The organism is Pseudescherichia sp., assembly GCF_032052675.1.
In the GTDB taxonomy this organism is placed as follows: domain Bacteria; phylum Pseudomonadota; class Gammaproteobacteria; order Enterobacterales; family Enterobacteriaceae; genus Pseudescherichia.
Genome location: NZ_DAMBWA010000025.1, coordinates 1 through 22339 on the forward strand (window position 1 = coordinate 1; position 22339 = coordinate 22339).

Annotated in this window: 20 protein-coding genes and 1 pseudogene; 6 read left to right on the top strand and 15 right to left on the bottom strand. The window is 49.9% G+C overall.

Annotation, left to right across the window (positions count from 1 at the left end; all coding sequences use genetic code 11):
* Window positions 1-184: 184 nt before the first annotated feature.
* The 7 genes from pcoE to pcoA form a co-directional block, all read right to left on the bottom strand.
* On the bottom strand, window positions 185-619 hold the full coding sequence (gene pcoE / locus RTX96_RS20585) for a copper resistance system metallochaperone PcoE (RefSeq protein ID WP_004388336.1): 435 nt from the start codon (window positions 617-619) through the stop codon (window positions 185-187).
* 215 nt (window positions 620-834) lie between these two features.
* Window positions 835-2235, bottom strand: coding sequence for a copper resistance membrane spanning protein PcoS (gene pcoS, locus RTX96_RS20590; protein WP_006785898.1), 1401 nt, complete (start codon window positions 2233-2235; stop codon window positions 835-837).
* Window positions 2232-2912, bottom strand: a complete 681-nt coding sequence (pcoR, locus tag RTX96_RS20595; RefSeq protein ID WP_001188930.1) for a copper response regulator transcription factor PcoR — start codon at window positions 2910-2912, stop codon at window positions 2232-2234. Before pcoR ends, pcoS begins: the two co-directional genes overlap by 4 nt.
* A gap of 54 nt (window positions 2913-2966) precedes the next feature.
* Complete coding sequence (pcoD, locus tag RTX96_RS20600; RefSeq protein ID WP_229692861.1) at window positions 2967-3845, bottom strand: copper resistance inner membrane protein PcoD; 879 nt, start codon at window positions 3843-3845, stop codon at window positions 2967-2969.
* Window positions 3846-3900: 55 nt separating this feature from the next.
* Window positions 3901-4281, bottom strand: coding sequence for a copper resistance system metallochaperone PcoC (pcoC, locus tag RTX96_RS20605; RefSeq protein ID WP_000025662.1), 381 nt, complete (start codon window positions 4279-4281; stop codon window positions 3901-3903).
* A gap of 39 nt (window positions 4282-4320) precedes the next feature.
* Complete coding sequence (gene pcoB, locus RTX96_RS20610) at window positions 4321-5211, bottom strand: copper resistance outer membrane transporter PcoB (protein ID WP_006785895.1); 891 nt, start codon at window positions 5209-5211, stop codon at window positions 4321-4323.
* Between the two features lie 5 nt (window positions 5212-5216).
* Window positions 5217-7034, bottom strand: coding sequence for a multicopper oxidase PcoA (gene pcoA, locus RTX96_RS20615; RefSeq protein ID WP_000925242.1), 1818 nt, complete (start codon window positions 7032-7034; stop codon window positions 5217-5219).
* A 233-nt stretch (window positions 7035-7267) separates the two neighbouring features.
* Here pcoA and RTX96_RS20620 point away from each other — a divergent pair, with 233 nt between their 5' ends.
* On the top strand, window positions 7268-7717 hold the full coding sequence (locus tag RTX96_RS20620) for a copper resistance protein (RefSeq protein ID WP_001023257.1): 450 nt from the start codon (window positions 7268-7270) through the stop codon (window positions 7715-7717).
* Between the two features lie 288 nt (window positions 7718-8005).
* Window positions 8006-8743: a peptidoglycan DD-metalloendopeptidase family protein gene (locus RTX96_RS20625; RefSeq protein ID WP_004118669.1), complete on the top strand. Its 738-nt coding sequence runs from the start codon at window positions 8006-8008 to the stop codon at window positions 8741-8743.
* A 33-nt stretch (window positions 8744-8776) separates the two neighbouring features.
* Here the strand turns inward: RTX96_RS20625 and RTX96_RS20630 are convergent, their stop codons facing one another.
* From RTX96_RS20630 to silC, 7 genes are all read right to left on the bottom strand, one after another.
* Complete coding sequence (locus tag RTX96_RS20630) at window positions 8777-8974, bottom strand: DUF2933 domain-containing protein (RefSeq protein ID WP_000843497.1); 198 nt, start codon at window positions 8972-8974, stop codon at window positions 8777-8779.
* Between the two features lie 40 nt (window positions 8975-9014).
* Complete coding sequence (gene silP / locus RTX96_RS20635) at window positions 9015-11486, bottom strand: Ag(+)-translocating P-type ATPase SilP (protein WP_129244003.1); 2472 nt, start codon at window positions 11484-11486, stop codon at window positions 9015-9017.
* Window positions 11487-11583: 97 nt separating this feature from the next.
* Window positions 11584-12024, bottom strand: coding sequence for a DUF411 domain-containing protein (locus RTX96_RS20640; RefSeq protein WP_002436620.1), 441 nt, complete (start codon window positions 12022-12024; stop codon window positions 11584-11586).
* A gap of 86 nt (window positions 12025-12110) precedes the next feature.
* Window positions 12111-15257 (bottom strand): Cu(+)/Ag(+) efflux RND transporter permease subunit SilA, encoded by a 3147-nt coding sequence (silA, locus tag RTX96_RS20645; protein ID WP_000574021.1) that lies wholly within the window; start codon window positions 15255-15257, stop codon window positions 12111-12113.
* 10 nt (window positions 15258-15267) lie between these two features.
* Window positions 15268-16560 (bottom strand): Cu(+)/Ag(+) efflux RND transporter periplasmic adaptor subunit SilB, encoded by a 1293-nt coding sequence (silB, locus tag RTX96_RS20650; RefSeq protein ID WP_001485328.1) that lies wholly within the window; start codon window positions 16558-16560, stop codon window positions 15268-15270.
* 113 nt (window positions 16561-16673) lie between these two features.
* The gene (gene cusF / locus RTX96_RS20655; RefSeq protein WP_001246153.1) at window positions 16674-17027 is read right to left on the bottom strand and encodes a cation efflux system protein CusF; all 354 of its coding nucleotides are present in this window, start codon (window positions 17025-17027) and stop codon (window positions 16674-16676) included.
* A gap of 28 nt (window positions 17028-17055) precedes the next feature.
* Window positions 17056-18441 carry a Cu(+)/Ag(+) efflux RND transporter outer membrane channel SilC gene (gene silC / locus RTX96_RS20660; RefSeq protein ID WP_000475503.1) on the bottom strand — a complete coding sequence of 462 codons (1386 nt, stop codon included), beginning with the start codon at window positions 18439-18441 and terminating at the stop codon, window positions 17056-17058.
* Window positions 18442-18630: 189 nt separating this feature from the next.
* On the opposite strand from silC, the gene silR reads away from it, so the two are divergent.
* The 4 genes from silR (at window position 18631) to RTX96_RS20680 (ending at window position 21959) form a co-directional block, all read left to right on the top strand.
* The gene (silR, locus tag RTX96_RS20665; protein WP_000697968.1) at window positions 18631-19311 is read left to right on the top strand and encodes a copper/silver response regulator transcription factor SilR; all 681 of its coding nucleotides are present in this window, start codon (window positions 18631-18633) and stop codon (window positions 19309-19311) included.
* Window positions 19304-20779, top strand: coding sequence for a copper/silver sensor histidine kinase SilS (gene silS, locus RTX96_RS20670; RefSeq protein ID WP_000555738.1), 1476 nt, complete (start codon window positions 19304-19306; stop codon window positions 20777-20779). The genes silR and silS overlap by 8 nt, the downstream gene beginning before the upstream one ends.
* A 249-nt stretch (window positions 20780-21028) precedes the next feature.
* On the top strand, window positions 21029-21460 hold the full coding sequence (gene silE / locus RTX96_RS20675) for a silver-binding protein SilE (RefSeq protein ID WP_006785880.1): 432 nt from the start codon (window positions 21029-21031) through the stop codon (window positions 21458-21460).
* A gap of 148 nt (window positions 21461-21608) precedes the next feature.
* Window positions 21609-21959, top strand: coding sequence for a DUF305 domain-containing protein (locus tag RTX96_RS20680; protein ID WP_006785879.1), 351 nt, complete (start codon window positions 21609-21611; stop codon window positions 21957-21959).
* 166 nt (window positions 21960-22125) lie between these two features.
* Here the strand turns inward: RTX96_RS20680 and RTX96_RS20685 are convergent.
* A pseudogene (locus RTX96_RS20685) lies at window positions 22126-22290 on the bottom strand (ATP-dependent endonuclease); the annotation flags it as partial.
* Between the last annotated feature and the right edge of the window lie 49 nt (window positions 22291-22339).

Consider the following 22339-nt stretch of genomic DNA (forward strand, 5'->3'; position numbering starts at 1 on the left):
TGGAGCACCTCAAAAACACCATCATACACTAAATCAGTAAGTTGGCAGCATCACCCGTTGGTCAGATGAATGCCATTCCCTTGACAGTTGAAAATTTATGAGAGAGTTAAAAAAACGCTCCCGGACGGGAGCGTAAGCCAGTGACTTCGGCGTCAAATGAGGGTCTAACAAGTGGAGCTGCGGGTTAATTCTGGGTGATCTGGCTGCGATGCTTTTCAGCCTGCTGCTGATGAATAACGGAAGATTGACCATTATTCGCCTTCTCATGCACAACAGCGGCTTTCTCATGCTCGTTCATTTCGGAAAATGATTTTGCTGTTTCGTTAGAAGCTGCTGGCTTGGATTTCATCATTTTTTTATGCATTTCAGCCATGTCCTGATGGGCAGCAGAATTGCCGTTTTGCATCATTTCATGGGACATTGCGGCCTGATCGTGACCGCTCATATCCATCATTTTCATGCTCTCCCCCTGAACTGCACTTTTTTCAGCGGATGATTGCATCTGATGGGCAGGCGCCTGGGCATTATTTACCTGGTCATGCATGTTCATTGTCTCTGCAGCCCAGGCAGATGAAGCGACAGCCATCATGGCAATAAAGGATACAAGGATCTTTTTCATGGTTGGGTCTCCGGTGTTTTCATACCCGAACAATCAATGCTTATAACAGAGAAAGCATTTGATCTCAGGGCTGGTTGATCATCATGCTAGGAACCGGGCGATTGAATTATCACGCTGTCCTGATTTATGGCTGATTATAAAAAACCGCCTCTGTTTATCGCGTGACTGAACGATGACATTTTTGTCACCTTCCGGGTTTCTCCTGAATAACGGTATTAATCCATTAACAGACGCACACTGAACACAATTTCCCGCCCCTGCTGTTCTGCTGACAGCTCGCCGCCGTGAGCATGAATGATCGACCTTGTAATTGATAATCCCAGCCCCGCGCCTTCCGTGTTGTAGAACCTTGATGAGTCTGCGCGATAGAACCGGTCAAACAAACGTTCCAGATTAGCGGGAACCTGGCCGGATATCGTATTCGTAATCATCACGTTCACACAGTCACTGTCACGCTCAAGGTGTATCGCTGTACAGGTGTTATCGGGAGAATACTTGATTGCATTGGAAAGCAGGTTACTGAAAGCACGTCGGAGCATATCGCTGTCTCCGGCAACAACGCCCTCTCCTTCAACCGTGATTGTCTTTCCTGTTTCGTCTGCCAGGGGCTCGAACAACTCACGTAATTCATTCAGTTCGGCTGCCAGATCCACATCATGTTTATCCAGCCGCAGCAGACCATGCTCTGAACGTGCCAGAAAAAGCATGTCACTGGTCATTCGTGACAACCTTTTCAGTTCTTCCAGGTTAGCGAATAAAATTTCGCGGTAATGCGAAACATCCCTTTCCTTAGCCAGTGCAAACTGCGTCTGCATCATCAGATTACTGACTGGTGTGCGCAGCTCATGCGCGATGTCAGACGAGAAATCTGACAGTTTCCGGAATGCCCCCTCCAGGCGATCAAACATATTATTGAACTCCTGCATGGTCTCAGAGATTTCCGGCGGAGCCAGATCGGGATTTAGACGCTGATCCAGGCTGTGTACGGTCATGGAGGAAGCCAGACTGGTCATTTCCCGTAGCGGTTTCAGACCAATACGTGTGGTCAGCCAGCCCAGAAAAACAGAAATAAAGACCAGACCGATATTGAACCAGAACAGCCAGGTACTGAGTTTGTCCATAAACAGGGTGTGATACCCAGTATCCGTGGCAACCGTAATGATGACATGTTTGCTTTTACCCTGTTCCGGCGTCACGGCAACCCGCCGCGAGATACTGCGGTACACGGTGTTATTTTCTTCCGTCTGGATCATATAGTCGAGAATATCACCCGACTTATTAAGCAGGACCGCTGGAACAACAGAATTTTTGGCATAGAGTTCAACAATTTTTTCATTTTCCATGTTTTTTATAGAAATGAATAAGCCATTGTGCCCCACCATCGCATCGTTTATTTTTTCTGATAATGACTTAATATCCGTTTTGTTCCTGAACGTCTCTGTTTTAAGAAACTCTTCGGTGAGCTGAAGTTTACCTGTCAGAAAATCGCGGTCCTGATTATCGAAATAGCCATTAAGGGTGCTAATCAGGATAAAACTTGATAACCACCATACCGTAAGCATCACCGCAGAAAAAATCAGGCTCAGGCGTGTGGTCAGGGAAATTTTGAACCTCACTCTTCTCTGATCTCCAGGACATATCCGGCACCGCGAACGGTATGGATCAGTTTTGGCTCAAAGTCATCATCAATTTTACTTCTCAGACGTCTCACGGCGACATCAATCACATTCGTATCACTGTCAAAATTCATGTTCCAGACCAGGGACGAGATAAGACTCCTGGGTAACACTTCTCCGGTGCGTTGCAGCAGCAACTCAAGCAGAACGTATTCTTTACCGGTGAGATGGATCTTCTTCCCCGAACGGATCACGGTCCGGCGCACCATATCAACGGTCATATCGGCGATGGTGCAGACTGTTGCGGCCTGCGAGCGTGCCCGGCGCAGTAGGGTTCTTACACGTGCAACCAGCTCCGTAAAATCAAAGGGCTTAATCAGGTAGTCATCTGCGCCAAGCTCCAGTCCTTTCACTTTGTCCCGCACGTTGTCCTTTGCGGTTAAAAACAGGACCGGTTCTTCGTGCCCGGACTCCCTCAGTGCGCTGATGATTTGCCACCCGTCGAGGAAAGGCAGCATCACGTCCAGTATTATCAAATCATACTGTCCCTTCGACGCGGCCCCGAGACCATCGCGGCCATTATTAAAGAGATCGGCCTGATAGCCTTCCTCAACCAGTCCCTGCTGCAGGTAACGACCTGTTTTTTGTTCGTCTTCAACGATTAAAATACGCTGCATGGTCAACTCGCTGATATGAAAGTAAAAATCTCACGCATGAGCTTTGGCTGTCCCCTAGCTGACCTGAGACGGAGCAAGCATTCCGAGCCACGCTACGGCGCCCAGAATGATAATCGCAACAACGAATTCTGTCAGGATGCTGTTTCGCATCAGGGCAACGCTGCGATCATAATTCCCTTCCCTGACCATAACTTCAAGCCGGGGACCCAGGTGAAACCGGTTTGCTGCAGCCAGAAGAAGCATCAGAACAAACAGAGCCGTCTTGGCAAGCAATATCCTCCCCCAGGAACTGTTGAATAAGGGAGTTAAGTTACCCTCAGCAATATACAGATAGTTGACCAGCGCACTCAGGATCAGGGCTACAACAATCACCGTTCCTGCCGTGGCAAATTTTGCCAGGGAGTCAGATATCACAATGACGCTCTGTGCATTATGCTCGTTTCTGCGCATCAGCAGGATAGCAAATGCAACCAGAGCACCTGTCCAGGCACCTGCAGCGCCGAGATGGGTCAGATCGCTCAGTAAATGGAGATAGTAATGCAGACCGTCATGCATAACGGCGTGTCCTCCCCAGGCAAGTGTAGCCAGCGCCACGCCCCCACTCATCGTCATCAGCAGGCAGGACAATACTCTCTTATTAGTGTAAAGGAACAAAGCACCGAGTGTGGTAAACAGGGCACAGAGCCTGACAATCCAGCTAATACCCACATCAGTTTCTTCTATCACCATCTCGATAACATGGATGGATAATTCTCTGAGGTCAGTTACTCCACTCATGGCATTAGATACCAGGAGCATATTAATGCCAGTAAGAATGATGCCTGTAACAACAGCAAAGGTTATAAACGACCTGAAATTAGTCAGGTTATAGGTTTCATGTCTGACACCGCTTATTCCATATATCTGAAAAAATGGCAATCCAAATATTACCATCAAATCCAGATAAAGAAGAAAACGAATAACAATCATAATCAGGTCGTTCATAATATTACTTCACTGTAAAGGTGTAATTACCGGTAATAGGGTGCGTATCTGAAGAAACCGCGCGCCAGTCAACACGATAAGTGCCAGCGGGTAAAGGCTCTCGCGGAATAATGACCATCGATTTAGGGTCAGCGCCTGGCGCCACTTTTGCCGCGACCGGCATCGGAGAATGTGATGACATGCCTTTCATACCCGTCATCGTTAATTTTGCACCTGAGAATTTCACGGTCAGATTTTCCGAGAAATTAAGCTGAATCTTTTCCGGGGCCGCTACGGCTGAATCAGCCTGTGGCACAGAGCTTTTTAATTCCGGATGGGCCATAGCAGAGAAAGCAACGCCCATAACGAGGCCACCTGTAAGAATGGCTTTATTTAAAATCGACATTTTATTTACCTGTTTAGTTGAGTGTTTTATATCAGTGCGTTAAAACCAGATTCTGGCTCCCGCCAGGAATACTACCTGATGGTCTTTCTCACCTTCTCTTTTCGCCATATCGGATGTTTTCCCGTAAAGTTGATTCCAGGAAACGCCTATATAGGGTGCAAACTCACGGCGTATTTCATAGCGCAGCCGGAGCCCCAGCTCTGTGTCAGTCAGTCCCCTGCCGCGACCCCGCGATTCATCATCCTGACTGTAGAAATTCACCTCATAGGATGGCTGGAGTATGAGCCGGTTAGTCAGTAAAACGTCGTATTCTCCTCCCAGACGAAGGGCTGCTTTTCCGCCATTACTGACAAAACCCGAAATTTCAGACTCAAAATTATAGAGTGCCAGCCCCTGAAAACCGACAGCAGCCCAGGTCCGGGCAGAAGCAGGTCTGAAATCCTGCCTGACACCCGCAACCAAATCCCACCATGGGCCAACCGCATGTCCCCAGAGTAACTGCGCTTCAGCCGCCTCCGTTTCCCCATTGCTTCGTTCACCTTCACTCTTTAGCCAAATCCGATCTGTGTCGCCTCCAATCCAGCTGTTAACACTCCAGCTGAAATTGTTGGTGTTATCCGACCGTTGCCATTCCAGTTGATCCAGCAGAACCAGATAATTAATCGCACTGTCGTGAATCGCATGCCCCTGTAAATTGCCGAATGCAGCCTTCCGGTCGGCATCGGTAACAGGCGGAATTGGCGTTCTGCTCTCAGTTACAATGGGCTCCATTGACGTCATCTCAGTGAAATTCTCATCTGCTGGCATCTGCATGGCAGACATGTCGTGCCCGGCGTGGGGATCTGCAGAGACGGAGCCCGCCGCAATAGAAAGCTGTGAGGTAAACAAACCGGCGACCAGAACAGGTATGGCCTTCAAATTTCTCTTCATTCGCATCATTCCTCCACCCGGACTTCACGAAACATTCCCATTTCCATGTGATAGAGCAAATGGCAGTGATACGCCCAGCGGCCAAGCGCATCTGCTGTCACTCTGTAACTGCGTTTTGTACCAGGGGGAACATCTATTGTGTGTTTACGAACCATGAAATTACCGTTTTCATCTTCCAGATCGCTCCACATACCATGCAGGTGAATGGGGTGAGTCATCATGGTATCGTTGATCAGCGTGATCCTGAGCCGCTCACCGTATTTCAGCAGCACCGGTGCGGCATCTGAAAACTTGATTCCGTTAAATGACCAGGCAAACTTTTCCATGTGGCCGGTTAAATGCAGTTCTATGGTACGGCCAGGTTCACGTCCGTCAGGATCCTCAAAGCGGCTTTTCAAATCCGCGTACGTGAGAACCTTTCTTCCGTTATTTCGAAGACCAATACCCGGATCATTTAATTTCGGAGAGACGCTCATCGCCTGCATATCAACCAGTGGGTTATCCGTTTCTGACGCAGGATGACTTTGCATACCCGGCATTCCGGCCATCCGGGAATGATCCATACCGGCCATGCTGCTGTGATCCATGGGCGCGGAGGATGTCCCGCTATCCGGAAGGTCAGCACCGTCCATAGACATCATCTCTCCGCTGTTATCCATGCCTCCCATCTGGCTGTGGTCCATTCCTGCCATATCATGTCCCATTCCCCCCATACCCATGTCTTCCATGGTCAACAGAGGACGGGGATCGAGGGGGGGAACGGCAGCACTTAACCCCTCTCTCGTGGCCAGTGTCCCTCGAGCGTAACCGGTCCTGTCCATGGATTGTGCGAAGATGGTATAGGCCTCACCCTGAGGCTCCACAATGACATCATAGGTTTCGGCAACGGCAATCCTGAATTCGTCAACGGTAACCGGGTTTACATACTGGCCATCTGCAGCCACGACCGTCATTTTCAGCCCGGGGATACGGATATCGAAATAGGTCATTGCCGAGCCGTTGATAAACCGTAAGCGTATCTTTTCACCGGGACGGAACAGTCCGGTCCAGTTTTTCAGCGGGGCCTGCCCGTTCATGAGATAGGTGTAGGTGTAGCCACTGACATCCGCGAGGTCAGTCGGATTCATTTTCATTTCAGCCCACATTTTCCGATCGGCAATGGTGGCTGACAGCCCCCTGGTATTCACGTCGCGGAAAAAAGAGCCAACGGTTGGTTTATTGAAATTGTAGTAATCCGACTGTTTTTTTAATTTTTTCAGCAGGCTGTGAGGATTTTCATCGGTCCAGTCAGACAACATGACCACATGCTCACGATCGTAAGCAAACGGTTCTGGCTCCCTGGCATCGATGATAATGGCACCGTATACCCCCTCCTGTTCCTGCAGACCGGAATGGCTGTGGTACCAGTAAGTCCCGTTCTGCTTAACCTTAAAGGTGTAAACGTAGGTATCATCAGGCTCTATGCCCATAAAACTCAGCCCCGGAACACCATCCATATTGGCCGGAAGAATAATGCCGTGCCAGTGAATGGACGTCTGTTCATTAAGACGGTTTTTGACCTTCAGGGTAATGGTGTCACCTTCTTTCCAGCGAAGAACGGGCCCCGGCAGGCCTCCATTGATTGTTTTGGCCTGACGCTCACTGCCCGTGATATTGACGGCCGTTTCACCAATGGTCAGGTCAAACTGAGTACCCTGCAGGGATGCGGCAACTGGCAGGCTCAGACTGGAACGCGCATTGAAACTCCATACGCCAAGACTTCCGGCTACGCCAGAGAGGGTTAACCCCTTCAGGAAAGTTCGTCGAGACGTTTTCAACAGCATGCGCATTCCCTTATTTAAAGTATGGTTACTGACAGAATTCGAGAACCGATTTAAATTAAATTACTGGTTCATCCACTACAATGAAATGAATCTAGCACACCTTAAGAAACAAATTCATTACAATCGTGTAATGTACATAGCTGTATTACATTTACGTCATCTTCCCCACAGGTTGATTATTTTTATATATGATCATAAGGACATCTTTTATGTACCTCAGAAGGTAATTACACATGAATATATTAATCACGACCACTGCGTTTACAGCTTTATTTTGTGGGGCAGCTTTTGCTCAGTCCAGTGATATTGCCCATGAAGCACATCGATTTGTTAATAATGCCTCAGCCGTCAGTCATGTGAATTCCTCGACGCATGAAAACTTACCGGACAGGGTTAATAAAAACAACACGCCCTCATTCTCTGAAATGAATGAACATGAAAGGGCCATTGTTGCTCATTCATTTATGAACAACAGCGCGTCCTATGCGCATCAGAAAATGATTGAGGAACATAAAAAAATGCTGTCCGGCAGTGATGCAAATTCAAAGACCTCGTCTTCTTCTTTTAACGAACTGAATGCCGGAGAAAAAGCCGCTCTCGTGCATGAGCAGGTCAATAATGCCGGTGCGGAAGCACATCAGACGCAGGCAAGAAAGCTTCGCGGGCTGTATTCGACCAGGTAACTGCAGGCGGGTTAGTGCTTAGCGTCAGGTGCGCAGCAGGGCTTTACTGACGGGTTACGTAGCAGGACATGAGCCCCATATTGCTCTGCCGTAACCTGTTTCAGTCCCGTTAATCATCACCGTCGGGCTGGTCATACAGTTCCCAGAGCTTCAGGAGCAAACGGGAAACAAGATATGTTACAAAAATGACGACCATCAACGGTGCTCCCGATTAACTGACAGATGACACGCCTCCTGAAAACCCCTAGCATACGCCGCAGTGTTCATGCTAACGGCGAATTCCAGTAAATGTATTCTACCGATGTCGTAAAAGAAAATGCCTACCTTTCAGCCACCCGCTCGGGGCTGGAATCGAACGAGATCGCTACTCTTCAGCGCTCCTTGCCTTCCCGGTTTAATCTGCGGCATTTGAAAAAAAATGAATCATTAAAACTCGTACTGCAAAAGAAAGCGGGAAAATCACGTGTCGTGGCCTATAAATTTACGTCCGGTTCATTTAATTACACGGCGTATCGTATATCAGATAAAAAGTTCTATAACCTTTCCGATACTTCCGGGAAAGGCAGTCTCGATTATCCGTTACCGGCCACAGCAAGACTCAGTTCGCCTTTCAATCCTGCAAGACTTAACCCGGTATCGGGAAAAGTGAGTCCCCATAATGGCATTGATTATTCCATGCCCATGAACACGAAAATAGTCAGCGTCATCGACGGAAAAATCACCCGGGCCGAATACAACAGTACCATGGGATATTTTGTTGAAGTAACGGGAAAAGCCGGTGTTAAAACTCGCTATCTCCACCTCAATAAAATACTCGTTACTAAAGGGGCCAGGGTTACCCGGGGAGACGCTATTGCGTTATCCGGTAACAGCGGACGTTCATCCGGTCCTCATCTGCATTACGAGCTGGTCATCAATAACAATCCTGTTAACTCACTGGCGTTCCGGGCAGCGGCACCCGCTGATAACAAACTTGAACAGCATGCCTTTGCGCATGCCAGAGACTACGAACGATACCTGGACTGATAACGGGGCCGCGACGCGGCCCCGTCTGCCGGATTAATTTTTTTTATCGTTTTCACTTCCTTGATGTTGATGATCTCCATGCCCTCCGTGGCCGTGGAAAAGATGCATTAGCGGGCAGACCAGCAATAACAGATATGGCCAGTAACCTGCCACATGTGACCAGTGTTCGCGCAGGAGGGCAAATGCCGCGATCGCGGCGACAGCAATAAGCGCATAGGTGGTACTTTTCATACTGGACTCCTTCTGTTCGTAACAGCCCCTTCACTCAGTGTTATTTCCCGAGCCTGACACTTTTCAGACGCAACGCATTCACAATGACGCTGACGGAGGAAAGAGCCATGGCCGCCGCCGCAATAACTGGCGACAGCAGTATTCCATACACAGGATAAAGCAGACCTGCAGCCACAGGCACGCCAAGTGCGTTGTAGATAAATGCAAAAAACAGATTCTGTCGGATATTTTTCATGGTGATTTCTGACAGATGACGGGCCCTGTTCAGTATCATCAAGTCGCCTTTGAGAAGGGTGACTCCGGCACTTTCAATTGCCACATCTGTACCCGTTCCCATGGCTATACCCACGTCAGCCGCTGCCAGCGCCGGGGCATCATTCACACCGTCTCCGGCCATCGCAACCACATGGCCAGACGCTTTCAGTCGGGTTATCACTGCTTTTTTGCCATCCGGCAGAATCCCGGCTTCAACCTCATCTATTCCCAGTTTCCGTGCGACTGCTTCAGCGGTAAGCTGGTTATCCCCGGTGAGCATAACGATGCGGATCCCCGCCTGACGCAAAGCTTTAAGCGCATCCGGCGTGGTTGCTTTCACGGGATCCGAGATAGCTATCAGGCCTGCAAGGTGCCCGTCTGTGGCCACATAGATAACGGTAGCGCCTTCCATCCGCAACGTATCCGCAACGGCCTTTTGATTATCAATAACGATACTGTTTTCCTGCATAGCCAGTTCATTACCAATAACAACCCGTTGACCTTCGACATCGCCTGAGACACCTTTACCCGACGGCGCATTGAAATGAGTGACTGCGGGTATTGCGATCCCCTTTTCCTGTGCTGCTTTAACTACTGCCATACCCAGCGGATGCTGCGAGCCTTTTTCCACTGCGGCCGTTACACGCAAAAGAGATGTTTCCCCACCCGGATTGAGACTGATAATCCCTGTCACCGTCGGCGAACCTTCCGTGAGCGTGCCTGTTTTGTCGACAACCAGCGTGTCCACTTTTTCAAGACGCTCAAGGGCTTCGGCATTCTTGATTAACACCCCGGCCTGGGCTCCTTTGCCCACCCCCACCATTATCGACATCGGCGTGGCCAGCCCCAGCGCGCAGGGACAGGCAATAATCAGGACCGACACAGCCGCAATGAGACCGTGCGCCATCCTGGGCTCGGGCCCCCAGACAGACCAGATCATGAAAGCAACAACCGCGATAAGTATCACCAGAGGAACAAACCAGCCTGAAACGCTGTCAGCCATTCTCTGGATGGGGGCCCGCGAACGCTGTGCATCAGCGACCATCTGAACAATTCGTGAGAGCATCGTTTCATCACCGACTTTCTCTGCACGGATGATAAGACTACCTGTCTGATTAATGGTCCCCCCGATGACAGGGTCACCCTCCGTTTTGGTAACAGGCATAGATTCCCCGGTCACCATCGATTCATCAACGGTTGTTTTGCCTTCGACCACGATACCGTCGACCGGAATACTCTCTCCAGGTCTGATGCGGAGCTTATCGCCAGGCAGGACATCTTCCGCATTAATATCCGTTTCATGACCGTCTTGATCCAGCCGCCTGGCGGTTTTGGGGGCAAGGTTAAGAAGCGCAGTAATGGCACCTGAGGTTTGTTCCCTTGCCCGCAATTCAAGGACCTGTCCCAGCAGAACAAGCACCGTAATAACAGCTGCGGCTTCAAAATAAATGGCCACCAGGCCATCCATGTTTCTGAACGATGCAGGAAACCAGGAGGGGAAGACGGTTGCAATGACGCTGTAAACCCAGGCTACGCCGGTCCCCATTGCAACAAGGGTAAACATATTCAGGGAGCGGTTACGTAACGACATTCCGGCCCGGGCGAAGAATGGCCAGCCACACCACAAAACGACAGGAGAGGCCAGAAGTAACTGCAGCCATGTGTTGTACTGTGGCGGTACTGTATTCCTCAAAGCGGGAAACAGATGAGAACCCATTTCGAGTATCAGAACCGGAAACGCCAGCAACAACCCCAGCCAGAAGCGTCTTGTCATGTCGCGAAGTTCATCACTCGTCCCCGTGGATGCCGTAGCTACGAGCGGCTCCAGTGCCATTCCACAGACAGGACAGCTTCCGGGACCACTACGGCGTATCTCCGGATGCATCGGACATGTCCACACACCTTCAGAAATCTCTTTCTCCGCCTGGCGGTGAGACTGTTTTATCTTATCAGGGCTGACTTCATGGTGGTCGTGGTGATGGTGATGTTCACTGGCATCTTCGGTAAAATAATGATCGGGATGGGCTTTAAATTTGCTCTCACAGCTGGCGGAGCAGAAATAAAGCTGATGGTCCTGGTATCGAATGCTGCTGTGCGCCTTGTCAGGCAGGATGACCATCCCGCACACGGGATCTCTCACCTTATGCAATGCGTGACTCTCGTCCGGGGATGATGTCTGCTCAGAAGCAGTCTGGTTGTTATGTTCCACTGCATTGTCATTTTTCACAGTAACTCTCCTTATGCATATCTGAAGCATTTTCTGTCTTCAGGATATGTCATGGATGCGATTACCACGAATGCCGCCGGCATAAGAGTGCCTGCTGCCGGCGTCCCGTTATCAGCCGTTCCGCTGACTATTCGATTCGCTGGAAGACTTTTTTACTGCCCTCCGGTGAGAATGCGATAACATCGTAAGCCTCTTTTCGGGCCCCCATCTCCATTCCCGGACTTCCTGCTGGCATACCGGGGGTGGCGAGACCGTATATACCCGAACCAGACTGCATGGCCTTATGTATCGTTGCCGCAGGCACATGGCCTTCAATGATCAAATTACCTACAACCGCGGTATGACAACTTCGTAGTCCAGCAGGAACAGCATGCTTTTCTTTCAGGGCTGACAGCGCCTGATCATTCATGACGTGAGTTCGCACTTCGAACCCGTCTTTTTCCATCGCTTTGCCCCACAGGGAACAACAGCCACAGTTTTCAGATTTGTACATATCAATGACTTTTTCACTCGCCATTGCAGGCAGTGACAGGCCGAGAGCCAGGGCCATTAGAACCACTTTTTTCATACTCACCTCTGTATATTATCGATATAAACCCTGACGTCAGGGTGAATCAGTGCAGAAGGACGCCCACTGGGGGCGCCCTTTCAGGGTTATGACACGCTTTTTTTATGTCTGCGCAGCCAGATTAATTTGTAGGCGGCAGGAATAATGAACAGGGACAGCAGCGGAGCCGTGATCATCCCACCAATCATTGGCGCAGCAATACGGCTCATGACTTCTGAACCTGCGCCGGTTCCCCAGAGTATTGGCAGCAGACCCGCAATGATCACCGCCACGGTCATGGCTTTCGGCCGGACACGCAGTACGGCACCATGATAGAGGGCTTCATCAAGACCTTCCGGTGTGAACGTCTCTTTACGGGACAATTCCGGGTGCGCTTCAATGGCATGACGCAGATACATCAGCATGACCACGCCAAACTCTGCTGCCACCCCGGCCAGGGCGATAAACCCGGTTCCGGTCGCCACTGACATATGGAAGCCCTGCCAGTACAGGAACCATATTCCGCCAACCAGGGCGAACGGCAGGCTCATCAGGATCAGCAGGGCTTCGTCAACCCGGCGGAATGCCAGATACAACAGGATGAAAATGATCATCACCGTCATCGGCACCATCAGCTTCAGTTTCTTGTTGGCATGCTCAAGCAGTTCAAACTGTCCGGAGAATGCCACACTGGTTCCCGGTCTCAGTTTCACTTTCTCGCTGATGGCCGTCTTAATGTCGTTAACCACCGACACCATGTCCCTGCCGCGGGCATCAACATAAATCCAGCTGGCTGGCCGGGCATTTTCGGTTTTCAGCATGGTTGGTCCAGAAACGACGTTAATATCCGCGACATCGCCCAGCGTGATCTGCTGCTTCATCGGGGTCAGGATCGGCATCTGTTTCAGCGCCTGCGGACTGTTCCGGTAATCCTGCGGGTAGCGAATGTTAATAGGGTACCGGGCCACCCCTTCAACCGTCTCACCCACCATAGCACCTCCGATTGCTGAAGAGACGAACAGCTGGACATCACCTACCGTCATCCCGTAGCGGGAGGCTTTCTCCCGGTTGATATCGATATCGATGTAGCGCCCGCCCTCAAGTCGCTCAGCCAGGACAGACACCACGCCAGGCACGGTTTTGGCTACCGCCTCGATACTCTGCGCCGTCGCGTCGATATCGGACAGAACAGTCCCGGACACTTTGATACCTATCGGGCTTTTGATCCCGGTTGAGAGCATATCAATACGGTTACGGATAGGCGGCACCCAGAGGTTTGCCAGACCCGGTAAACGGACTGTCCTGTCGAGTTCATCAATAATCTTGTCAATTGTCATGCCGGGACGCCACTGATCCTCAGGTTTGAGCTGGATCGTGGTTTCCACCATTTCGAGCGGCGCGGAATCCGTTGCGGTCTCTGCTTTACCGGTCTTGCCAAATACAGAAGCCACTTCAGGAACGCTTTTGATTAACTTGTCTGTTGTCTGCAGGAGCGCTGCAGCTTCTGCCGGAGAGACGCCAGGCAAGGTCGACGGCATATACAGCAGATCGCCCTCGTTAATCTTCGGCAGAAATTCACCGCCCACCTGACTCAGTGGCCAGATAACCGTGAAAATGGACAAGGCCGCAACCAGCAGGGTTGTTTTTGGCCAGTGGAGGACCCGCAGCAGCAAAGGATGATACGCTTTGATCAGCACCCGGTTCAGGGGGTTACTTGTCTCGGCAGGAATTTTCCCCCGGATCCAGAATCCCATCAGAATAGGAATGACGATGATGGCCAGTGCGGCCGCTCCCGCCATGGAGTACGTTTTCGTGAATGCCAGCGGGCCAAACAGACGACCTTCCTGCCCTTCCAGGGTAAAGATAGGAATAAAGGACAGGGTGATGATCAGCAGGCTAATGAACAACGCGGGTCCCACTTCCACGGAGGCGTCGGTAATCACCTTCCAGCGGGTGGCGTTGTCAATCTGCTCACCCGGATGCTGATGATCCCACTCCTCAAGCCGTTTGTGCGCATTTTCAATCATCACAATGGCGGCATCCACCATCGCACCGACGGCAATCGCTATCCCTCCCAGCGACATGATATTGGCGTTCAGTCCCTGGAAGTGCATGACGATAAAGGCGATACACAGGCCAAGCGGCAGAGAGATAATCGCCACCAGGGCAGAACGTACGTGCCACAGGAACAGAGCACAGACGATGGCCACCACGATAAACTCTTCCAGAAGTTTGGAACTGAGGTTATCAATCGCCCGGTCGATTAACTGGCTGCGATCGTAGGTGGTCACGATTTCAACGCCTTCCGGCAGGCTGGCCTTCAGCGTCTCCAGTTTATCCCTCACTGCCGTGATAACGTCGCGCGCATTTTTACCCGACCGCAGGATCACCACGCCGCCAGCGACTTCTCCCTGGCCGTTCAGCTCGGCAATACCACGCCTCATTTCGGGCCCGGTCTGCACGCGGGCAACATCCCGCAGATAAACCGGCACGCCGTTCTCACCTGTTTTCAGGACGATGTTATTAAAATCATCAATGCTCTGAAGATAACCGCTGGCACGGACCATATACTCCGCTTCGGCCATTTCAACGGATGAGCCACCGGCCTCCTGGTTAGACGATTCAAGTGCCTGTTTCACTTCGGGCAGGCTGATACCGTACTGGGACAGTTTTACCGGATTGACCTGAATCTGGTACTGTTTCACCACGCCGCCAACCGAAGCGACCTCAGCCACGTTCGGGATGGTTTTCAGCTCAAATTTCAGGAACCAGTCCTGCAGAGAGCGCAGTTCTGAAAGGTCGTGTTTTCCGTTGCGATCGACAAGGGCATATTCAAATATCCAGCCCACTCCCGTGGCGTCCGGGCCGATTTCAGAGCTCACACCCGCAGGCAGTTTGCCCTGAACCTGATTCAGGTATTCCAGCACGCGCGAACGGGCCCAGTACAGATCGGTGCCGTCTTCAAAAATGACATACACATACGAATCACCGAACTGTGAAAAGCCACGCACGGTTTTTGCGCCAGGTACGGACAGCATGGTGGTGGTAAGCGGATAGGTGACCTGGTTTTCTACAATCTGCGGGGCCTGTCCGGGATAGCTGGTTTTAATAATGACCTGCACATCTGACAGGTCAGGCAGCGCATCGACCGGCGTGTTAATTATCGTCCATGTGCCCCAGATGCTGAGAAACAGTGCGCCCATCATGACCAGGAAACGGTTGGCGACAGAGCGCCGGATAATCCATTCAATCATCGTCGTCTCCTCAGTGCCCTGAATGCATATTTACAGGCTGCTCAGACATTGCTGGCATACTGTTTTCTGTTTTTTCAGGGTGGCGCATACGTTCCAGCGCGCCCGTAATATTGGCTTCGGAGTCAATGAGGAACAGGCCACTGACCACCACGGTATCGCCTTCATTCAGGCCGGAGCCAATGCCGGACTGTTGCTGTGATTCATGCAGAACGTGGATCTGTTTCGGCACAAACTTGCCTTCATCATCAACAGTAATCACGCGCTGTTCTTTGCCGGTATCGATAACGGCCTGGCTTGGTATCAGCAGCATCTCCTGGCTCTTGGTATTCAGTTTCAGATAGGCATTCATGCCCGGCTTGAGAAACTCATCCTTATTAGAAACCTGGAGACGGACCTGAAGCGTACGGGTTGTCTGATCCACGCTGGGAAGAATGTTCCATTTTTCGACATGGAATGTTTTATCCGGATAAGCCGGTACCGAAATTTCAAACTGCGACGTATCTTTCAGCAGATATGCGATAGATTCTGGCACTGCAGCGCTGATCCAGACCGGGTCCATCCCCTGAATCTGAGCCACTACTTTATCTTTCGAAATATTCATTCCGGTGCGCAGGTCAAACGCAGTAATGACACCATCAATAGGTGCTTTAATGGTAAAACGGGTCTGGATTGTGCGGGTTGAACGCAGCCTTTGAATATCCTCTTCCGGCATACCAGCTAGACGAAGTCGCTCCAGAACCCCTTTTATCTGGGTTGACGTACCGCCTGTACCGGATAACAGCAGGAACTCACTTTGTGCCTCAACCCATTCAGGAATGGTGATATCGATAAGCGGAGTGCCTTTCTTCACATGATCGCCAATCGTCAGGGGATACACTTTTTCGACGAAACCGTCAGAGCGCGCCTGCACAATGACAAACTGATACTCGTTGTAACTGACATTAGCCGGGATTGTCTGAGAATAATTCAGCATTCCTCGCGTGACTTTTTGCGTTTTTAATCCCAGATTCTGAACCTGCGTTGGATCGATACGGATCCCGCCACTGCTTTTATCGCCGCTTTCATCAGCATATTTTGGCACCAGGTCCATATCCATAAAGGGAGATTTTCCGGGTTTATCAAATTTGGTATCCGGTTTCATCGGGTCATACCAGAAAAGTACCTTTCGCTCCGGTGCCTTTTGTTCGGTTTGTACTGTTTTTTGTGATGAGTTTACATACTGCCAGGCAGTAACCGATATCAGCCCTCCTGCTATGAGGCTGCTGATAATTATTGCAGCATATTTTATCTTTAAAGAAGCCATACAATTTCTCGCTGAAAAATCAAAACACCTGGCATATGCGCCCGATCATTCATTCACAGTAATCCCTTAATGAATGTTCAGGCGCACTGGATGTATTCGCTCCGGACTGATAATCAGGATTGCGTAACGTTAATGCTTTTGAGTAAGGAGATATTGCCCTGCTGAATAAACGAGAAATCGACATGGTTGCCGGTTTTCAGGGCATTGATAGCGTCGTCTGCATTAACAAAAGTGAAGCGCATGGTCATTGCAGGCCAGCCCACAGCAGGGATTGCTTCGTGCGAAATGGTAATCTTTTTACTATTCATATCAATGTCTTTAACGACACCGGTGCCCTTGATAACCTGCTGTACCGAAGCATCACTGGCAGCATTCATATCGCCATGCTGATGTGTTTCAGCATGAAGACCGGCAGAAAACATGACAGAGAAGGCACCAAATAAAACGGCTTTAAGTGAATTACGCATTTTTAATTTCCTGATTAATTAAATAAATTTACTCTACCCAACCGCCACCCAGCGCGGTAAACAGATTAATTTCGTTAACCTGTCGGGAATAGGTAAGATCGAGAATGGTTTGCTGCGTAGCGAAGAGGGAACGTTCTGCATCCAGCACTTCGATGTAACTGACAGCACCACTTGCATATAATCCTCTGGCACGCTGGAGAGTTATCTGAAGTGAATCAAGATAACGCTGCTGTGACTCAAGTTGCTGGCTAAGGCTGTCGCGCAGCGCAAGCGTGTCGGAAACATCCTTAAAGGCTGACTGAATTTTTTGTTCGTAATTAACCACCGATTGTTGCTGGCGAATTTCAGCCAGCTTCAGATTGGCTTTATTCCTGCCAGCATTAAAAATAGGAATTTCAATTTTAGGGATAAAATTCCACATTCCACTTCCTGACGTAAACAGGCTTGACAGCTCCGTACTGCTTGCGGAAAGACCACTGGTCAGGGTAATGGAGGGGAAAAAGGCCGCTCGCGCTGCGCCAATATTGGCATCAGCCGCTTTCAGCTGATATTCCGCTTCCATAATATCCGGTCGCTGCAGCAAAATTTGTGAAGATAGATTTGGTGGCAATTTTACTGGTGCGATCTCCCCGCCTTTCATCCCTTTTTCTGACGGAAGTGCGCGGTACGTTCCCAGCACCAGTTGCAGGGCATTGTTTGCCTGAGCCAGATCGCCTTCTCGTTTGGCTATTTCGGCGCGGGTACTTTCGATTTGTCCTCTCGCCTGTTCAAGTGCCAGAACGTTCGTACTCCCGGTCACGAGCTGTTGCTCAACGAAAGCATAGGACTGTTCATAATTTTTCAGCGTTTCCCGCGCAATACGGAGTTGTTCGTACGCCAGTTGCTGGCTGAAATAGCTCTGTGAAACGTTGGAGACCAGCAGGATGTGTACGGCCCGACGGGCTTCTTCGCTGGCAAAGTAGTTCTGGCGGTCAGCATCACTCATGTTCTTAAGTTTGCCGAAAAAATCGAGCTCATAGCTGAGCTCCAGTCTCGCGTCGTACTCCTGTGTGGTCGGCTTGTCACCTTTCAGACCACCGCTGTATGTTATCCCGGATGAGGCATTCAGCTGGGGGTAACGATCTGCATCCGTGACGTTGAACTGGGCTCGGGCCTCTTCAACCTTCAGGGCAGCCATTCTCAAATCACGGTTATTAGTCAGAGCTTCACCGATCAACCGGGTAACCTGGGGATCGACAAAAAAGTTACGCCAGCCCGTATCCTGATAGCCATTTACCGCTGGCGTCAGGCTGTTATGGGACAGTGAAAACTGCTGGGGTACCGGTGCTGCGGGCCGCTGATATTCAGGCGCAAGCGACACGCAGCCTGCCAGGATGAATATCGTGCTAATGCTGAGTAATTTTAATTTGAACATAACGCTTCTCGTCCAGGCAGACCTGGTAAATGGTTCAAATGAAGTCCAGAGTATTGATAGGGGTACTTTACCTAACGCTCTCTGTTTGCCGAGTGACAGGATAATGACAATGTTGTCATTTTTGCTGTAATCCGTTGATAACGATCGTGGGCGCAATAGAATGACATTAGCAGCCAGCCGGGGAGCAAGATGAAAATATTGATCGTCGAAGACGAAATTAAAACAGGTGAATATCTCAGCAAAGGGCTTACAGAGGCAGGGTTCGTAGTGGATCACGCTGATAATGGTCTTACCGGATATCATCTCGCCATGACAGCCGAGTATGATTTAGTCATTCTGGATATCATGCTACCTGATGTGAACGGCTGGGATATCATCCGCATGCTGCGCACTGCCGGAAAGGGTATGCCGGTCTTACTGCTGACAGCCCTCGGCACGATCGAACATAGGGTCAAAGGACTGGAACTGGGTGCGGACGATTATCTGGTTAAACCCTTTGCGTTTGCCGAACTGCTCGCCCGGGTGAGAACCCTTCTGAGGCGGGGAAACACGATGATCACGGAAAGCCAGTTTAAGGTGGCTGACCTCTCGATTGATCTCGTATCCAGAAAAGTCAGTCGCGCCGGAAACCGCATTGTGCTCACCAGTAAAGAGTTCAGCCTGCTGGAATTCTTCATTCGCCATCAGGGAGAGGTTCTTCCCCGCTCCCTGATTGCCTCTCAGGTCTGGGACATGAATTTTGACAGCGACACTAATGCGATCGATGTCGCAGTAAAGCGACTCCGCGCTAAAATAGACAACGATTACGAGACAAAGCTGATCCAGACAGTCCGGGGCGTGGGCTACATGCTGGAGGTCCCGGATGCATAGCAAACCTTCCAGACGCCCTTTCTCACTCGCTCTGCGGCTGACCTTTTTTATCAGCCTGTCCACGATACTGGCTTTTATCGCCTTCACCTGGTTTATGCTGCATTCTGTTGAAAATCATTTTGCCGAGCAGGATGTCAGCGATCTTCAACAAATCAGCACCACACTGAACCGTATACTGCAGTCCCCGGTGGATCCGGATGATAAAAAAATAAGCAAAATAAAGGAATCAATTGCCAGCTACCGCAACGTTGCCCTTTTGCTCCTCAATCCCAGGGGTGAAGTGCTCTTTAGCTCAGCTCAGGGGGCGGCACTACGCCCGGCAGTGAATTCAGCAGATTTTAGCGAGCACAGCCGCGCACGGGATGTCTTTCTCTGGACGGTGGAGGATCCTGCGGGACCGATGGATACCGGGTCCGAAATGAAGATGGAAACATACAGGATTATCGCCTCCTCTGGTCAGGCGATATTTCAGGGCAAACAGCAGAACTATGTCATGCTGACTGGCCTATCCATTAATTTCCATCTCCATTACCTCGATGCGCTGAAAAAGAACCTGATTGCGATTGCCGTCGTGATAAGCCTGTTGATTGTTCTGATCATTCGAATCGCTGTCCGTCAGGGGCACCTGCCCCTTCGTAATGTCAGCAATGCCATTAAAAACATCACCTCCGAGAATCTTGATGCGCGACTGGAACCGACACGCGTTCCCATTGAGCTGGAGCAACTGGTTATCTCGTTCAATCATATGATTGGAAAGATTGAGGATGTCTTTACCCGCCAGGCCAATTTCTCTGCCGATATCGCGCATGAGATCAGAACGCCAATCACCAATCTGGTGACGCAGACTGAAATCGCACTGAGTCAGGATCGAACACAGAGGGAACTTGAGGATGTCCTCTATTCCAGTCTTGAAGAGTATAACCGGATGACCAAAATGGTCAGCGATATGCTGTTCCTGGCACAGGCAGATAATAATCAGCTGATACCTGACAGGGTCATGTTTGACCTCAGAGCGGAAGTCATGAAAGTCTTCGAGTTTTTCGAAGCCTGGGCCGAAGAACGCAATATCACGCTCAAATTTAACGGGATGCCCTGTCTGGTCGAGGGAGATCCACAAATGTTTAGAAGAGCGATCAATAATCTGTTATCCAATGCCCTGCGTTATACCCCTGAGGGACAGGCAATCACCGTCTCAATAAGAAAACAGGGGAGCTTTTTTGACCTTGTGATTGAAAATCCGGGGAAACCAATCCCTGAAGAGCATTTATCAAGGCTGTTTGACCGTTTTTATCGGGTGGATCCGTCCAGACAACGAAAAGGAGAAGGCAGCGGCATCGGTCTTGCGATTGTGAAGTCAATCGTGGAAGCACATCACGGAAGAGTGCATGTGGAATCGGATATACGCTCGACACGTTTTATTTTATCCGTACCCAGACTGGAGAAAATGATTCCGGATCCCCAACACTGAGAATAAAGATTTAAATGACAAAGATGTCATTAGCCTGTCATGCAGCAAACAGAAGCCATTCGATATAATTAGTGCAACTTATCAGGAAGGCTGGATTGCTTCATCAATACCCGGCGTCAGAGTACGCCAGGAATGAATATCCAGCCATCTCCCGGAGAAATAAGAACTGCCGAACCTGTTTAAGTTATGAAACTGAAAACACCGGTTGTACTTCCCCGGACATCATTAATTGAGAAATGGAGAGTTATCATGAAAAATATCGTATTAGCATCTTTGCTGGGCTTTGGTTTAATTTCTTCGGCCTGGGCCACTGAAACCGTGAATATCCATGAGCGCGTCAACAATGCACAGGCCCCTGCTCACCAGATGCAGTCTGCTGCGGCTCCTGTCGGGATCCAGGGGACTGCTCCCCGTATGACCGGTATGGACCAGCATGAACAGGCCATTATTGCTCATGAAACCATGACGAACGGATCGGCAGATGCGCACCAGAAAATGGTGGAAAGTCATCAGAAGATGATGGGAAATAACACAGTATCCACGACCGTCCCTTCAACGTCTTACGCGGCGATGGATGAGCATGAAAGAGCAGCGGTTGCCCATGAATTCATGAATAACGGTCAGTCCGGCCCACATCAGGCCATGGCCGAAGCGCACCGCCGCATGATCAATGTAGGCTGAATGCGACTGTAGTATCCGTGCTTTTTACCCTTTCCTTGATAGATTATTCCTTAACCGGATATGTTGTGACATTTTTGCCCCCATCAGGGGGCTTTTTTATATGACTCAGCTACAATTAACCGGTACCTACCTGAAAAGGATTTATTAAATGAAAATCAAAAACACCCTTTTTGTTATATTAATGTTATCCCTGCCAGCAATTTCTGCCGAACATTCGGAAATGAAAATGTCAGATATGCACTCATCGGCATCGTCACAGGAATATATGGCTGGCATGAAAGACATGCATGAAAAAATGATGGCCGCCGTTAATGAGCCCGATCCCGATAAGGCCTTTGCAAAAGGTATGATCGCACACCATGAAGGAGCAATAGCAATGGCTGAGACCGAGCTTAAATACGGAAAAGATCCCGAAATGAGAAAGCTTGCGCAGGACATCATTAAAGCTCAGAAAGGTGAAATCGAGCAGATGAATAAATGGCTTGGCAGTCAAAAATAAAGATTGCAAAAACGCCATGATAAGCGTAATTTTAAATCACTCCCGGGCACGGGATCCTGTTAAACGTTAAATAATTAAAACCCGATTAATTTCGGGTTTTTTATATTCTATACTCCGGTCCTTTGCTGTGGACCGGAATATATGCAGCTGCGATTATTTTAACACATTATCTCGTCATGGAAATAATGTCGCTCAGGATCTCAATCAGTTCAATTCTTTCCTGCGTTCCGTCATGATAGGTTGATCTTGAGATTATTCTTTCCGCTGTCATCTGGGGCCAGAATTTATCAAGCACATTATCGGGTTTCATTCCCACAGCCCGGCCGGTGATGCTGCCAACTTACTGATTTAGTGTATGATGGTGTTTTTGAGGTGCTCCA

Excerpts from the sequence above, each read along its gene's own strand:
- pcoE (WP_004388336.1), bottom strand. The coding sequence starts at position 619 with ATGAAAAAGATCCTTGTATCCTTTATTGCCATGATGGCTGTCGCTTCA.
- pcoR (WP_001188930.1), bottom strand. The coding sequence starts at position 2,912 with ATGCAGCGTATTTTAATCGTTGAAGACGAACAAAAAACAGGTCGTTAC.
- pcoD (WP_229692861.1), bottom strand. The coding sequence starts at position 3,845 with ATGGTAATATTTGGATTGCCATTTTTTCAGATATATGGAATAAGCGGT.
- pcoC (WP_000025662.1), bottom strand. The coding sequence starts at position 4,281 with ATGTCGATTTTAAATAAAGCCATTCTTACAGGTGGCCTCGTTATGGGC.
- pcoB (WP_006785895.1), bottom strand. The coding sequence starts at position 5,211 with ATGAAGAGAAATTTGAAGGCCATACCTGTTCTGGTCGCCGGTTTGTTT.
- pcoA (WP_000925242.1), bottom strand. The coding sequence starts at position 7,034 with ATGCTGTTGAAAACGTCTCGACGAACTTTCCTGAAGGGGTTAACCCTC.
- RTX96_RS20620 (WP_001023257.1), top strand. The coding sequence starts at position 7,268 with ATGAATATATTAATCACGACCACTGCGTTTACAGCTTTATTTTGTGGG.
- RTX96_RS20625 (WP_004118669.1), top strand. The coding sequence starts at position 8,006 with ATGTATTCTACCGATGTCGTAAAAGAAAATGCCTACCTTTCAGCCACC.
- RTX96_RS20630 (WP_000843497.1), bottom strand. The coding sequence starts at position 8,974 with ATGAAAAGTACCACCTATGCGCTTATTGCTGTCGCCGCGATCGCGGCA.
- silP (WP_129244003.1), bottom strand. The coding sequence starts at position 11,486 with ATGCTTCAGATATGCATAAGGAGAGTTACTGTGAAAAATGACAATGCA.
- RTX96_RS20640 (WP_002436620.1), bottom strand. The coding sequence starts at position 12,024 with ATGAAAAAAGTGGTTCTAATGGCCCTGGCTCTCGGCCTGTCACTGCCT.
- silA (WP_000574021.1), bottom strand. The coding sequence starts at position 15,257 with ATGATTGAATGGATTATCCGGCGCTCTGTCGCCAACCGTTTCCTGGTC.
- silB (WP_001485328.1), bottom strand. The coding sequence starts at position 16,560 with ATGGCTTCTTTAAAGATAAAATATGCTGCAATAATTATCAGCAGCCTC.
- cusF (WP_001246153.1), bottom strand. The coding sequence starts at position 17,027 with ATGCGTAATTCACTTAAAGCCGTTTTATTTGGTGCCTTCTCTGTCATG.
- silC (WP_000475503.1), bottom strand. The coding sequence starts at position 18,441 with ATGTTCAAATTAAAATTACTCAGCATTAGCACGATATTCATCCTGGCA.
- silR (WP_000697968.1), top strand. The coding sequence starts at position 18,631 with ATGAAAATATTGATCGTCGAAGACGAAATTAAAACAGGTGAATATCTC.
- silS (WP_000555738.1), top strand. The coding sequence starts at position 19,304 with ATGCATAGCAAACCTTCCAGACGCCCTTTCTCACTCGCTCTGCGGCTG.
- silE (WP_006785880.1), top strand. The coding sequence starts at position 21,029 with ATGAAAAATATCGTATTAGCATCTTTGCTGGGCTTTGGTTTAATTTCT.
- RTX96_RS20680 (WP_006785879.1), top strand. The coding sequence starts at position 21,609 with ATGAAAATCAAAAACACCCTTTTTGTTATATTAATGTTATCCCTGCCA.